13 protein-coding genes are annotated in these 13,755 nt (G+C 65.6%); 6 read left to right on the top strand and 7 right to left on the bottom strand.

Going from position 1 to position 13,755, the window contains the following annotated elements; translation table 11 throughout:
- Positions 1 to 26 precede the first annotated feature (26 nt).
- Positions 27 to 1,187 (top strand): radical SAM family heme chaperone HemW, encoded by a 1,161-nt coding sequence (gene hemW, locus AC1DQQ_RS01105; protein ID WP_478044032.1) that lies wholly within the window; start codon positions 27 to 29, stop codon positions 1,185 to 1,187.
- Positions 1,188 to 1,209: 22 nt separating this feature from the next.
- Here the strand turns inward: hemW and AC1DQQ_RS01100 are convergent, their stop codons facing one another.
- The 3 genes from AC1DQQ_RS01100 to AC1DQQ_RS01090 all read right to left on the bottom strand — a co-directional run bounded on the left by AC1DQQ_RS01100 (position 1,210) and on the right by AC1DQQ_RS01090 (position 3,400).
- Positions 1,210 to 1,680, bottom strand: a complete 471-nt coding sequence (locus tag AC1DQQ_RS01100) for an SRPBCC family protein (protein WP_478044031.1) — start codon at positions 1,678 to 1,680, stop codon at positions 1,210 to 1,212.
- 2 nt (positions 1,681 to 1,682) lie between these two features.
- The gene (locus tag AC1DQQ_RS01095) at positions 1,683 to 2,033 is read right to left on the bottom strand and encodes an ArsR/SmtB family transcription factor (RefSeq protein ID WP_478027712.1); all 351 of its coding nucleotides are present in this window, start codon (positions 2,031 to 2,033) and stop codon (positions 1,683 to 1,685) included.
- A gap of 176 nt (positions 2,034 to 2,209) precedes the next feature.
- Complete coding sequence (locus AC1DQQ_RS01090; protein ID WP_478027711.1) at positions 2,210 to 3,400, bottom strand: penicillin-binding protein activator; 1,191 nt, start codon at positions 3,398 to 3,400, stop codon at positions 2,210 to 2,212.
- A gap of 12 nt (positions 3,401 to 3,412) precedes the next feature.
- Between AC1DQQ_RS01090 and rsmI the strand changes: the two genes are divergently transcribed.
- From rsmI to AC1DQQ_RS01070, 4 genes are all read left to right on the top strand, one after another.
- Positions 3,413 to 4,246 carry a 16S rRNA (cytidine(1402)-2'-O)-methyltransferase gene (gene rsmI / locus AC1DQQ_RS01085; protein WP_478044030.1) on the top strand — a complete coding sequence of 278 codons (834 nt, stop codon included), beginning with the start codon at positions 3,413 to 3,415 and terminating at the stop codon, positions 4,244 to 4,246.
- 100 nt (positions 4,247 to 4,346) lie between these two features.
- On the top strand, positions 4,347 to 4,718 hold the full coding sequence (locus tag AC1DQQ_RS01080) for a YraN family protein (protein WP_478028231.1): 372 nt from the start codon (positions 4,347 to 4,349) through the stop codon (positions 4,716 to 4,718).
- Between the two features lie 121 nt (positions 4,719 to 4,839).
- Positions 4,840 to 5,796, top strand: a complete 957-nt coding sequence (gshB, locus tag AC1DQQ_RS01075; RefSeq protein ID WP_478044029.1) for a glutathione synthase — start codon at positions 4,840 to 4,842, stop codon at positions 5,794 to 5,796.
- A complete protein-coding gene (locus tag AC1DQQ_RS01070) occupies positions 5,793 to 6,392 on the top strand; it encodes a DedA family protein (protein ID WP_478044028.1) in 600 nt (199 codons plus the stop codon). The genes gshB and AC1DQQ_RS01070 overlap by 4 nt, the downstream gene beginning before the upstream one ends.
- Positions 6,393 to 6,575: 183 nt before the next feature.
- On the opposite strand, the gene AC1DQQ_RS01065 is transcribed toward AC1DQQ_RS01070, so the two are convergent.
- Genes AC1DQQ_RS01065 through AC1DQQ_RS01050 form a run of 4 tightly spaced genes read right to left on the bottom strand, consistent with a single transcriptional unit; the run spans position 6,576 to position 11,341 of the window.
- Positions 6,576 to 7,460 (bottom strand): tyrosine recombinase XerC, encoded by an 885-nt coding sequence (locus AC1DQQ_RS01065; RefSeq protein WP_478044027.1) that lies wholly within the window; start codon positions 7,458 to 7,460, stop codon positions 6,576 to 6,578.
- The gene (locus AC1DQQ_RS01060) at positions 7,457 to 7,900 is read right to left on the bottom strand and encodes a hypothetical protein (protein ID WP_478039956.1); all 444 of its coding nucleotides are present in this window, start codon (positions 7,898 to 7,900) and stop codon (positions 7,457 to 7,459) included. Before AC1DQQ_RS01060 ends, AC1DQQ_RS01065 begins: the two co-directional genes overlap by 4 nt.
- 19 nt (positions 7,901 to 7,919) lie before the next feature.
- Positions 7,920 to 8,702 (bottom strand): hypothetical protein, encoded by a 783-nt coding sequence (locus AC1DQQ_RS01055; protein ID WP_478044026.1) that lies wholly within the window; start codon positions 8,700 to 8,702, stop codon positions 7,920 to 7,922.
- Positions 8,702 to 11,341, bottom strand: coding sequence for a TonB-dependent receptor (locus AC1DQQ_RS01050; RefSeq protein WP_478044025.1), 2,640 nt, complete (start codon positions 11,339 to 11,341; stop codon positions 8,702 to 8,704). The genes AC1DQQ_RS01055 and AC1DQQ_RS01050 overlap by 1 nt, the downstream gene beginning before the upstream one ends.
- Positions 11,342 to 11,541: 200 nt before the next feature.
- Here AC1DQQ_RS01050 and AC1DQQ_RS01045 point away from each other — a divergent pair, with 200 nt between their 5' ends.
- Entirely contained in the window at positions 11,542 to 13,710 is a 2,169-nt protein-coding gene (locus AC1DQQ_RS01045; RefSeq protein WP_478044024.1) for a primosomal protein N', read from the top strand.
- The last annotated feature ends 45 nt before the right edge of the window (positions 13,711 to 13,755 follow it).

The raw sequence follows: 13,755 nt of genomic DNA, 5'->3' as shown, positions 1-13,755 counted from the left end.
CGCGCGTCTCCATATGCTCGGGTCTGATGTCCGAGCCCCTCGCCTTATACGTCCATTGGCCGTTCTGCGTGTCGAAATGTCCCTATTGCGACTTCAACAGCCATGTCCGCGAGAGCGTCGACCAGGAGAGGTGGCGCGACGCGTTGCTCGCCGACCTGGCGCACGAGGCGTCGGTGTTGCCCGGGCGGCGACTGGGATCGATCTTCTTTGGCGGCGGCACGCCGTCGCTGATGCCCCCGGCGACGGTGGCGGCAGTGCTCGATGCCGCCGAACGCGCCTGGGGATTCGAGCCGGGGATCGAAATCACACTGGAGGCCAACCCATCGTCAGTCGAGGCGGCACGGTTCGCCGATCTTGCCGCGGCTGGCGTCAACCGGGTGAGCCTGGGGCTGCAGGCGCTCGACAATAAGACCTTGGCCTTTCTGGGCCGCGCCCATGACGTGACAGAAGGGCTGGCCGCGCTCGACACCGCACAGCGCGTGTTCGACCGGGTCAGCTTCGACCTGATCTATGCGCGGCCCGACCAGGGATTGGCCGACTGGCACGCCGAACTCGCGCGCGCGCTGTCGTTCGGCACCGAGCATCTGTCGCTCTATCAGCTGACGATCGAGCCGGGCACACGGTTCCAGACCGAGGCGCTGGCCGGGCGGCTGGTGCTGCCCGACGATGACCGCGCCGCCGATCTGTTCGAACTGACCCGCGCCTTGACCGCGAGCGCTGGAATGCCCGCGTACGAGATTTCCAACCATGCGCGGGCAGGCGCGGAAAGCCGCCACAACCTGACCTATTGGCGCTACCAGGATTATGCCGGGATCGGACCGGGCGCGCATGGCCGGCGCACCGGCGTCGCGACGCAGCGGCGGCGCAAACCGGAGAATTGGATCGAGGCGGTCGCGCGCAATGGCCACGGCATCGAGCAGGAAGAACCACTCACACCGCGAGAACGTGCGGTCGAAGCGACGCTGATGGGCCTGCGGCTGGCCGAAGGGATCGACCTGGCGCGCATTTCGGCGCTCGGCGAGCGTTCGATCGGCGCGCTTGCCGACCTGGCCGCGATCGAACGACTGGTCGCGCAGGGCCTGCTGGCACGCGATGCATCGCGCCTCGCCGCCACCGACGCGGGTATGCCGGTACTTAATGCCATCCTGGGCGAGATCGTACGGTCGCCGGAGAATCTGACGGCCTAACGCAGGCGACGACTCGGGCTGCTCAGGCGTGGCCCGCGACGAAAGCCGCGAGTTGACCGATCGCCGTTCCCCAGCCTTCCTCGAATCCCATCTCCTCATGCTTGCGCGCATCGCCCGCAGTCTTGTGCAGCACCCGGGAAGCGTAGCGGGTGCCGTCGCCTTCCGCTTCGAAGGTGATGATCGCGGTCAGCGCGAGCCACGGCTCGAGCGGATGCCAGCCTTCCCTGAGCACGGTGGTGAAGACCAGGCGTGATTTGGGAACGACCTCCAGGAAACAGGCTTCGACATGCGGCTGGAAATCCCCGTCGCCTTCGCGCATTAGCGTCTCGAACCCGCCGCCGGGGCGCAAGTCTAGCTTGACCACCTGGCATTCGATCGGCGCCGGTATCCACCATTTCGCCAGATGATCGGGCGTGCTCCACGCTTTCCACACCCGGGCGGGCGGTGCCGCGATGAAGCGATCGATCGTGAGTTCGGACGAGTCGATGGGCATGGTCATTGCTCCTCGGGCAGTTGGGTTTCGACAAAGTCGGCGAGACGATCGGCTCTGGATCGCCAGATCTCGCGTTGCTCGGAAAGCCAGGATTCAGCGGCGGCGAGCCGCTCGGCATTGATCCGGCAGGTGCGGACGCGGCCGATCTTCTCGGAGCGGATCAGCCCGTCTTTTTCCAGCACGCGCAGGTGCTTCATGAACGACGGCAGCGCCATGGCGAAGGGCGAAGCCAACTCCGTCACCGCCGCCGGCCCCCTGACGAGCCGGCCGACGACCGCCCTTCTGGTCGGATCGGCGAGCGCATGAAAAGCGGAGTCGAGCGCGAGTTGATGGTTATCCATATGGATAACCATGGGCAAAACTTAGCCGTTTGGCAAACTAAAAATCCTCCCCCACTTGTGGGAGGGGGACCGCGCGATAGCGCGGTGGAGGGAGTGGTGGGCCGCGAGCGATGACATATGTGGCCCACCCCTCCACCGCCGCTGCGCGTCGGTCCCCCTCCCCGTAAACGGGGAGGATTTTCTAGCTGTTAGAACCCCGCTGGCGCGGGCGAGATCGTCACCGTCGTGCCACCACGAATTTCCTGCACCTCCAACGCACGTTCGGCGATGCCGTCGCGGCTGAACCGGAACGCGCCGTCAATGCCCGAAAAGCCGTCCTTGTCGCGCAAGCGGTCCTCCGGGAACGACGCGCCGATCCGCCAGTCGCGCGCGATGCGGATGGTCAGCAATACCGCGTCATAGCCCATGCTCGACAGGCGATAGGGAGCGGCGCCGAACCGTGCGCGGTATTTGACCGCATATTGGCGGTAGAGAGTGTCGGGCACGCTGGCGAACCACGCGCCGTTGAGCGCCGGCTTGGCGGCGATCGATGCCTCGGTGTTCCAGCGTTCGGTGCCGAGCACGCGCGCGCCGGCCTCTCCGTTGCGCCGCAGCAGCGGGACGATCCCCGCCGCCGTCGCCCCGTCATCGACGACCAGGACCGCGCCGACCGAACCGGCCTTGCCGAGGCGCAACGTCGCGCCGGTGATCGACGGGTTGGTGTGATCGTAATTCTGCAGCGAGATCACCTGGCCCTTGGCGGATTCGACCGCGCGCAGAAACGCGGTCGAAGCGCGCTGGCCATAGACGCCGTTGGCGACCAGGCCGCCATAAGTAGTGATCCCCTGATCGCGGGCATAATCGACGACTCGCTCGATCGACTGGCCCGGCGAATAGCCCATCAGATATGCGCCCGATCCGGCCAGACTCGAATCGTTGGAGAAACTGATCACCGGAACCCCGGCGCGCTTGGCGATCGGACCGACCGCGCGAACGTCTTCGGCGAGCAAGGGCCCGAGAATTACCCGCGCGCCGTCATCGATCGCGCGCTGCGCCGCCGCGGCCGCGCCGGTCGCGGTGTCGTAAGTGGTGATGCGCAGCGAGCTGTTGTTGGTATCGAGCAGAGCGAGCTGGGTCGCATTGGCGATGCTCTTGCCGACGCCGGCATTGTTGCCGGTCAGCGGGACCAGCAAGGCCACCATGTGATGCTCGTTATCGGTCGGCAGGCCGGGCATCACCGGCGGGGCGACCGGCGGGGCGACGACCGCAGGACCGCGCTCTACCGGCGGTCCGGAGCGCGGCACGACGGTCGAACAGGCGCTGAGCACCAGCAGTCCGAACAGGAAAACCGCCCGCTTTAATTGCGTCAGTCGTTGCGGTGCGGTTGCTGCCTCTGCCATGACGGTCCCCTGATGTCTGATGTTCTTATGCCCGGTCTCTATATCGTCGCCACCCCGATCGGCAATCTCGGTGACCTGTCGCCGCGCGCGGCGCACGTACTGTCGAATGCCGCCTTGGTCGCGGTCGAGGATACGCGCGTGACGGCGGGACTGTTCCGCCACATCGGCATAAAACGGCCGATGATCGCCTATCACGACCATAATGCCGACCGCGTTCGCCCCGGACTGATCGAGCGGATGGGGCGTGAGGCGGTAGCGTTGGTCAGCGACGCGGGGACGCCGCTGATTTCCGACCCCGGCTATAAACTGGTCCGCGACGCGCGGGCGGCTGGGCACGCAGTGGTGACGATCCCCGGGCCGTGCGCGGCGATCGCAGCGCTGACCCTGGCCGGGCTGCCGACCGACCGGTTCCTGTTCATCGGCTTCCTGCCGGCCAAAGCAGGGGCCAAGGCGGAAGCGATCGCCGAAGTGGCGGCGATTCGCGCGACTTTGGTGCTGTACGAATCAGGCCCGCGGCTGGCGGCGACTTTGGCGCTGCTGGCGGAGAAGCTCGGCGACCGCGAAGCGGCGGTGACGCGCGAAATCACCAAGAAGTTCGAGGAAGCGGTGACGGGAACATTGTCGATGCTCGCCGCGCGTTATGCCGAAGCGGCGCCCAAGGGGGAGATCGTCGTGGTCGTGGCGCCGCCGGGCGAGGCGGCACCGGCGAGCGTGGAGGATGCGGATAGCGCGCTGGCCGAGGCGTTGACGCGGCTGCCCGCGAGCAAGGCGGCGGGGGAAGTGGCCAAGCGGCTGAACCTGGATCGCCGCGAACTCTACGCGCGGGCGATGGAGATGAAGAAGTGAGTGTGGAGCTCATCAATAGCCCCTCCCCTTCGGGGGAGGGGTCGGGGTGGGGGAGGCTTGGCTGAGCGCCGGAGACCCCACCCCACCCCCAACCCCTCCCCTGAAGGGGAGGGGCTTTAAGAGGGATCGCCGCGCCGCCGAGGCCTCGGGCCGGCGCGGGGAACGGATCGCTGCCTGGTGGCTTCGGCTCAAGGGCTGGCGCATCCTCGACAAGCGCGTCCGCACGCCGGCGGGCGAAGTCGACCTCGTCGCGCGCAAGGGCAATTTGATCGCGTTCGTCGAAGTGAAGATGCGCGCGACCGCGGCCGAACTCGATTTCGCGATCGACGAACGGCGGCTCGCTCGGGTAGCGGCGGCAGCCGAAGTATTGATGCCGCGTTATGCCGGGCCGGGCGACGATATCCGTGTCGACGTTATCCTGCTGGCGCCCGGCACCAGGCCTCGCCATATCGAGAATGCGTGGATCGGGTGACATAGCCGACTAATACGCTAAAGCATCAACCGTCATGCCAGCGAAAGCTGGCATCTCTGGCGGTAAAAGCCCGACGAGACCCCAGCGTTCGCTGGGGTGACGAGTAAGGAAAGAGAATCGCATGCCGCTGAATGTCGCCGTCCAGATGGATCCCATGGAGTCGATCAACATCGCCGGCGATTCGAGCTTTGCGCTGATGCTGACGGCGCAGGCGCGCGGGCACCGGCTATTCCATTATACCGCCGATGCGCTCAATTATCGCGACGGCCGTGTCTGGGCGAAGGCGCATCCGGTCACCGTCGAGCGCGTGGCCGGCAAGCATTTCAGCTTTGGCGAGCCGGTGAACCTGGATTTGGGCGACGAGGCCGATGTCGTGCTGATGCGCCAGGATCCCCCGTTCGACCTGGGCTATATCACCGCGACCCACCTGCTCGAGCGGATCGCGGACAAGACGCTGGTGGTCAACGATCCCGCCAACGTCCGCAACGCGCCGGAAAAGGTGTTCGTACTCGATTTCGCGCGCTTCATGCCGCCGACCTTGGTCACGCGCAGCCTGGAGGAAGCGCGCAAATTCCTCCACGAACATGGCGAGATCGTCGTCAAGCCGATCCATGGCAATGGCGGCAAGGCGGTGTTCAAGGTCGACCGCGAGGGCACCAATTTGTCGGCGCTGATCGAGGTGTTCAACATGACCTGGCGCGAGCCGCACATGCTCCAGGCGTTCCTGCCCGGCGTGGCCAGCGGCGACAAGCGCATCGTGTTGGTCGATGGCGAGATCGCCGGCGCGATCAACCGCATTCCGGGCGAAGGCGAATTCCGCTCCAACCTCGCGGTCGGCGGGTCGGCGGCGAAGACCGAATTGACCGCGAAGGAACGCGAGATTTGCGCGGCGCTCGGTCCCGAGCTCCAGAAGCGCGGGCTGCTGTTCGTCGGAATCGACGTGATCGGCGGCGAATGGCTGACCGAGATCAACGTCACCTCCCCCACCGGCATCGTCGCTATCGAGCGGCTCGACGGCGTGGATGTCTCGGCAATGATCTGGGACGCGATCGAGAAGAAGGTCGCGGCAACAGGATGACCGAGTGGTTTCTCGATGGCCTCGAACAATGGGGCTATGCGGCGATCTTCCTGTGGATGGCGCTGGAGAATATCATCCCGCCGATCCCGTCCGAGGTCATCATGGGCTTCGCCGGGATCGCGGTCGCGCATGGCAAGCTCAGCTTCGCCGGGGTGATGATCGCCGGCACCCTGGGCTCCACGATGGGCAATTATTTCTGGTACTGGATCGGCCGCAACGTGCCGTTGCAGAAGCTCAAGCCATTCGTCGACCGCAACGGGCGCTGGCTGACGGTCAGTTGGTCGGACGTCGAGCGAATCGACAATTTCTTCTTTCGCCACGGCCAATGGCTGGTGTTCGCGCTCCGCTTCGCACCGTTCGGACGGTCGATCGTGTCGCTGCCGGCCGGCATCTCGAAAATGCCGCGGTGGAAGTTCATCGTCTGGACATTGGCCGGAACGACGATCTGGAACGCGTTTCTGACCGGGGCGGGCTGGTATCTCGGCGCCAATTTCCGCGAAGCCGAAGGCTGGACCGGGCCGGCGGCGATCGCGATCTGCGCGGCAATTGCGGTCTGGTATGCGTGGCGCGTCGTGACGTGGAAGCCGCGGGCTTAGACTCGCGACGCCTGAAATTCCCCTCCCTGATAGGGAGGGGCTAGGGGTGGGTGCGCGCGTCTGCGCGCCTATAAAGACTCACTCATCGCTCACCAAAAAGCGCCGGACGAGGCATCGAGCCTCGCCCGGCGCAACACCCACCCCTTGATCCCCTCCCTTGCAGGGAGGGGAAAACTGCTTCCCTCAAGCCCGCGGATGCGCGTTCCGGTACACGTCGAGCAAATGCGCGGCGTCGACTGCGGTGTAGATCTGGGTCGAGCTCAGGCTGGCATGACCGAGCAATTCCTGAAGCTGGCGGAGGTCGGCACCGCGCCCCAACAGATGCGTCGCGAAGCTGTGCCGCAGCGCGTGTGGCGTCGTGCGGTCGGCCAGCCCGAGCCGGATCCGCGCCGCCTGAACGGATTTCCTGACCACGCCGGCCGATAGCGGCCCGCCCTTTGCCCCTCGAAACAGCGCTTCGGTCCGCACCACCGGCCAGGGCGACGCCGCGACATAGGCATGGATCGCCTCGCGCACCTGGGGCAACAGCGGCACGATCCGCGTCTTGTCGCGCTTGCCGGTGACCGCCATCGCCTCGCCCAGCGGCAATATCGCGCCGGTCAGCCCGACCGCCTCGCCGATGCGCAGCCCTGCGCCATAAAGCAGCAGCAGCACCGCCCAATCGCGCGCGGCAATCCAGGGTTCGGCGGCGTCCTCGGCGACTTCTTCGGCCAATGCGATTGCATCGGCGGGCGAGACCGGACGCGGCACGCCTTTCTTGGCGCGCGGCCCGCGCATCCGCGGCGACGCCTCGTCCCCCGCCGCCCATTTGAGGAAGGTCTTGACCGCCGACAGCTCGCGGGCAGCCGAGGAATTGCCCAGGCCCTGTCCACGCCGCCGCGCGAGATAGGCGCGCAAATCGGCCGCCGTCACGCGGCCGAGCGCCGCGCGATCCGCCTCCTCGCCCCAATGTTCGCCAAGAAACTGAACCAGGCGGACAGCGGTCGCCTCGTAGGCGCGGACGGTATGCGCCGAGCGCCGCCGGTCGCGCGACAAATGCTGGCCGAACTCGAGCGGCAGCGCCGTCACGGGCGCCGCGCTCGTTGCTTGGCCGAGACCGATTTGATCACCAGCCGCCCCTCGCCCGCCGGATCGATCGGCGTGGCAACGCTGGCTAGGGCGGCATCGATCAGCGCGGCGACCGCCGGGCTGTTCATGCGGTCGCCGACCAGCTTGACGTGGCGAACGGTATTGCCCTCGCCTTCCAGCAGTGCTTCGGGATCGGGCAATGTCGGGCCGTTGGACAGGAACAGGCTGACCCAACGCGGATAGCCAGCGACCGAGCAAATGATCGACTGGCGCTTCTCGCTCGCCCCAAACGCGATCGCGAGCGCGTTGTAATTGTCATAGACCAGGATCGTCGCGCCCGGCAGCCGCGCCGACACCATCGCCACCGCGCGCCGGATCGTCATCGCGATATCGGGCGTGAACTTGTCGATGAAACCGTCGAGTTGTTCCTGCGGGGTCACCCCGCTGTTCTAGCGCGACCTACTGGATGCGAACAGGTGGAACGCGGCTGCCAACGACTTGTCCGGTGCCGCGACCGATCGACCATAGCAAGCGCGGCTCGCGACGGTCCCAGCCGATCGCCTGGCCACCGGTCGGCATCGCGATCGTCGCGACGAGTTCGAGCACGCCACCGTTGGGCGGAACGCGAAAGGCGTAGAGTTCGGGGCGGTCGTGCCCCGACACGTAGAGCAGCCCGTCTCTGCCCCAGTCGCCTCCCGAGGCGCTCTTGGGAGTCATGCGCGCGATCACCCCTGCCGGGAACGACCAATGGCCGGTCTCGCGCCATCGCCGGTCATAGCGCACCAACGTGGTGAAGCTGCTGTCGCGTCCGGGCTCGCCGCCCTTGCCGCCGTAATTGGCGAAGCATGCCCAATAGTGCCTGCCATGCGGGACGACCCAGGTCAGTGAGCCATAACCATGCCCCAGCGATTTCGATCGCGTCAGGGTCATCGTGCGCGTATCGAACCAGTGGATCTGGCTCGACATCGGGACGCGAGGGTAATTGGAGGCAGCGCACATCAATTCACGGCCGATCGCGGTGCACGAATTGATGTGTTTGAACACCGCCTTGTCGCCATGCCAGGCGCCGATCTTGCGTCCGGTCGCGCGGTCGTATTTGCCGATATCGGCATTGGAGATCGCATAGACCGCATCGCGGTCGGCGGCGGCGCCCTGCGTCGCCTCCACCGCCTCGATCCGGCGCACCGGCTGGGCGACGAGATCGGACGCAGCGCCCAGCCAGAAGAGCAATGGCATCAACATCAGAACTTGACCGACACGCCGCCGTAGAAGGTGCGGCCATAGCGCTCGTTCTGGATCAGCCAATCGGTATTCCCGCCCTGATATTGGCGGGTCGGTTCGTCGGTCAGGTTCTGCGCCTCGAAGAAGAGGCGGGCGAATTTTGTCAGCTGCAAGCTCGCTTTGGCGTCGAGGCGGCGAAGGTCGTCATTATATTGGTCGTTATACGCCGGATCGCCGACCGCGATCAGCGCTTTGCCGGTATTGTGGAACGCCACCGACGCCTCGAACGGGCCCTTCTGATAGAATAGTTCGGCACCGTAGAGATATTTGGACTGGCTCGGGAAGCTCGAGGTGCGGCCGCTCGGGAGTGTCAGCGTCGAGTCGGTCAGCGTGCCGTTGATCGAGATCCCGAAGCCCGAGAGGAAGCCCGGCAGGAACGTCAGTTGCTGCTGATATTGCGCCTCGATGCCGATGATGTCGCCTTTGTCGGCATTGAACGGCTGGCTGACGCCGAACGTCGGATAGGTCACGCCGTTGAACGTGTAGTTGGTCAGCAATGTCGCCTTGCTGAAGATCGGGTCCTTGATGACCTTGGCGAATACGCCGACGCTCAACAGGCCGCCCTTGGCGAAATACCATTCGCCGGTCGCATCGAAATTGTGTGCGACGTACGGCTTCAGGTCGGGGTTGCCGAGCGACATCGACGGCGGCAGATTGATCGTGTCGACCGAACCGCCGGGCGACAGCAATGAATATTCGGGGCGGCCGATGCTCTTGGTATAGGCCAGGCGAAATACGGTCTTGGGCGACGGATCGATCCGTACGATCAGCGAAGGCAGCCAATCGCCGTACGAACTGCTGCGGCTCGCCGGAATCACCGTCGCGTTGTTCTGCAGCTGGAAGCCGAGGATATCGAGGTCGGTGCGTTCGTAGCGCAAGCCGGGGGTCACGGTGATCGCGCCGAACTTGAGGCTCGCCATGACATAGCCGCCCCACACTTTTTCGCTCAGGCTGAAATCGGCGGCGGTGTTGTTGATCAGCGTGGTCGTGGCATCGAGCGGCATCAATGCGTCGCCAAGATGCTGGTTGGTGAAGGCGTTCAGCGCGGCGATGTCGAACACCGGGCTGTTGCGGAAGCATTGGTTGGTGTCGGCGCTGTTCGGATAGACGCAGATTCCCGGCGCGCCGAGATTATACTGGCCGAGCGTCCAGCGGTTGGCGCTGGCCGACGCGCGGACATAGGTCGGGTTGTTCTGGTCGAAATCGCGATCGCTGTTGCGATATTTGGCGCCGAACTTGACGAAACCGCGATCGCCCAGGTCCCAGGTACCGTCGATCTTGCCCTGCCAGATCTTCTCGGTATTGAGCTGATGCGAGTAGGTGTACTGGCGGAACTGCATCTGGTTCGCCGTGCATTCGGTCGCAGGCGTCGCGGTGTAGATCTTGTCCGAAAAATCGAAATTGACCGTGCCGGGATTGCAGCGAAACTGCCAGATCGGGAACTGGTCCAGCGTCTCGTTCTTCGAATAGGCCGCGACGTAATCGAGCTTGAGCCGGCCGAACTCGCTGGCCCCGCCGGCCATGGTGGTGAACAGCCATTTCGCCTTATAGTCGAGCCGCAAATCCTCGCGCCGCTCGGCACCCGACCCGGTGACCGTGCCGGTTTCGCCGTCGGGGTTCAGCGTGAAGGCCGGACTGTTGACCAGCGCGGCGGTGGCGAAGTCGAGGCGGTAGCGCGGACGGATCTCGTTCTCGGTGAACTTGGAATAGACGCCGCGGATATAGAAGCTTTGATGCTCGCTGGGCCGCCAGTCGAACGATCCGGTCGCACCGGTGCGACGGCGGTCGAGCGAATATTCGGTATATTTGATATTGTCCGGCACCCCGCCGCGGGCGAAATTCTTGCCGTTGAGGGCCGAATTGGGCTTCCAATTGTCCGGATAGAAGCCCTCGGAATTGAAGTCGCGATCCGAATAGCTGATCCCGAGCGCGAGGCCGAACTGCCCATCGGCGCCGAACCGGCCGGCGACCGAGAGATCGCCGGCAATCGGTACCTTCTTGTTGAGCGTCTGATACCCGCCCTTGAAGCTGCCGACGACGTTGAACGCCTTCTTGAAGTCGAACGCGGTCTGCGGAACCAGGTTGATCGTGCCGCCAATCCCCTGCCCGTCCATATCGGCGGTCTTGACCTTGGCGACCTCGACCCGATTGAGCAACTGGCCCGACAGGATGTCGAGCGGAAGCGAGCGCGTGGTGCCGTCAGGATTGCCGACCTCGAGGCCGTTCAGCGTGTAGTGGTTGAGGTTCGACGGCACGCCGCGGATCGCGACATAGCGCCCTTCGCCCTGGTCGTAGGTGACGCCGACACCGGCAAGATGCTCGACCACTTCGGCGACGTTGCGATCAGGCAAGCGACCGATCTCGTCGGCCGCCGAGACGTCGACCACGCCGATCGCGTTGCGCTTGGCCTCGATCGAACGGATCTGCTGCGCGCGCTGTCCGGTGACGACGATATCATTTGGCGTCTCGGCGGATGCGGTTTCCGACCCCGTCCTCGGTGACGCCGGCGTGTCGTCCGGAGCCGATTGCGCATGCGCGGCAGTGGCGGTTCCTATGGCGATGGCAGCGGTAGCGGCGAGCAGGATCGGCTTCACGAGCATTTCCCCCAAAATGGATCGAGTCTCGTGGCCGATGGCCCTGATTTGGGTCAGACGCGGGTCATTCCGGCGTCGGATCAGGGACTCCATGATGACAAAGCGATGAAATCGCCGCATCGCGGCAACCTGCTGGAAATACATGCGGCCGTCGCGAGCCGAGCATGAGGTTTCCCCACGCCGACGGAATCGCCATATGAGCGGCAATGTCCCGCGCTCGCGTCCTCGTCATGAACTCCGCTCTGGGTCCGCTCGATTATCGCGTGCCGCATGGCATGACGGTCGAGCCGGGGTCGCTGGTGGTCGCGCCTTTGGGTCCGCGCCAGCTGCTCGGCGTGGTGTGGGAGCCCGAGCGGATGCCGTCGGACGCCGAGGTCGGCGACAATCGGTTACGCAACCTGATCGACGTGCTGCCGGTACCGCCGCTGACCGATGCGATGCGGCGGCTGATCGAGTGGACGGCGGATTATTATCTCGCTTCCCCGGTCTCGGTGGCGCGGATGGCGCTGCCCTCCTCCTCCGCGCTCGAAGGCGCGCGGACCGTTACCGAATATCGCCCGACCGGGCATGTCCCCGACCGGCTGACGCCGCAACGCGCCCAGGCATTGGAGCGGATCGGCGACCGCCAGGGTCTCGTCCGCGAGCTGGCGACGATCGCCGACGTGTCCGACGGCGTGATTCGAGGCCTGGTCAAGGTCGGCGCGATCGAGGCGGTTGAGGTCGATATCGACAGCCCCTTTCCGCTCCCCAATCCCGGCCACGACGTCCCGGTTCTGTCCGAAGAGCAGCAGCGCGCCGCCGACGCGCTGACCGCCGACGTCGCCGCGCATGCCTTCAAGCCGACTTTGCTCGACGGGGTGACCGGATCGGGCAAGACCGAGGTCTATTTCGAGGCGATCGCCTCCGCGATCCGCGCCGGGCGCCAGACCCTGGTGTTGCTCCCCGAGATCGCGTTGACCGAACCGTTCCTGCAGCGCTTCACCGCGCGCTTCGGGTGCGAGCCGGTGGCGTGGCATTCGGGGCTGCGCCAGTCGCAACGGCGGCGCGCCTGGCGCGCAATCGCTACCGGCCAGGCGCTGGTCACGGTCGGCGCGCGCTCGGCATTGTTCCTGCCTTATTCCAATCTCGGCCTGATCGTCGTCGACGAGGCGCACGAGACCAGCTTCAAGCAGGAAGAGGGCGTGCATTACCATGCGCGCGATGTCGCGGTGATGCGCGGCAAGTTCGAGGACATTCCGGTCGTGCTCGCCACTGCCACCCCGGCGATCGAGACGCGCCAGCAGGTCGAGATCGGCAATTATGCCGAAGTGAAGCTGCCCGGCCGCTATGGCGCCGCGGAAATGCCCGATATCGAGGCGATCGATCTGTTGCTGGACCCGCCGGAGCGCGGCCGCTGGATCGCGCCCAAATTGGTTAAGGCGATCGACGAGACCCTGGCGCGCGGCGAGCAGGCGCTGATGTTCCTCAACCGCCGCGGCTACGCGCCGCTGACCTTGTGCCGCGCCTGCGGGCATCGCTTCCAATGCCCCAATTGTACGGCCTGGATGGTTGAGCACCGGCTGGTCCGGCGGCTGAGCTGCCACCATTGCGGCCACGTCATGCCGACGCCGCGCGCATGCCCTGAATGCAAGGAAGAGGATTCGCTGGTCGCCTGCGGGCCAGGCGTGGAACGCATCGCCGATGAAGTGGCGGCGCTATGGCCCGAAGCGCGTACCGCCATCGTCACCAGCGACACGATCTGGTCCCCGGCCAAGGCGGCTGAGTTCGTCAACCGAATGGAAGCGGGCGAGATCGACATCGTCATCGGGACCCAGCTCGTCACCAAGGGCTATCATTTCCCCAATCTGACCCTGGTCGGGGTGATCGACGCCGATCTTGGCCTCGGCGGTGGCGATTTGCGCGCGGCGGAGCGCACCTTCCAACAAATCATGCAGGTGGCGGGGCGCGCCGGCCGCGGCGAGAAACCCGGCCATGTCTTCATCCAGACGCACGACCCCAAGGCGCCGGTGATGGAAGCGTTGGTGTCGGGTGACGCCGACGCGTTCACCGCAGCCGAGACCGAGGCGCGGCGCGAGGCCGGCGCCCCGCCGTTCGGCCGCTACGCCGCGATCGTGGTCAGTTCGGAAGATCAATCCGCCGCTTATGACATCGCCAAGCTGGTGGGCCGAACCGCCCCGCGGGTCGACGGGATGGAAGTCTACGGCCCCGCCCCGGCCCCGCTGGCGATGCTGCGCGGCCGCCATCGCTATCGCCTGCTGATCCACGCGCGGCGCGGACTCGACGTCCAGGACGTGATCCGCGCCTGGCTCGGCGGGCTCGATTGGCCGTCCAAGGTTCGCGTCATTGTGGACGTTGATCCCTATAGCTTTGTTTGAGCTGCAAAAGGCCAGGTAGACGCGCAGGAAAATAACCCGCCGACC

It is taken from the genome of Sphingomonas sp. P4_G3 (assembly GCF_056401105.1).
Note: the sequence above shows the minus strand (reverse complement) of the source record. Positions and strands in the feature narration are given on the sequence as shown.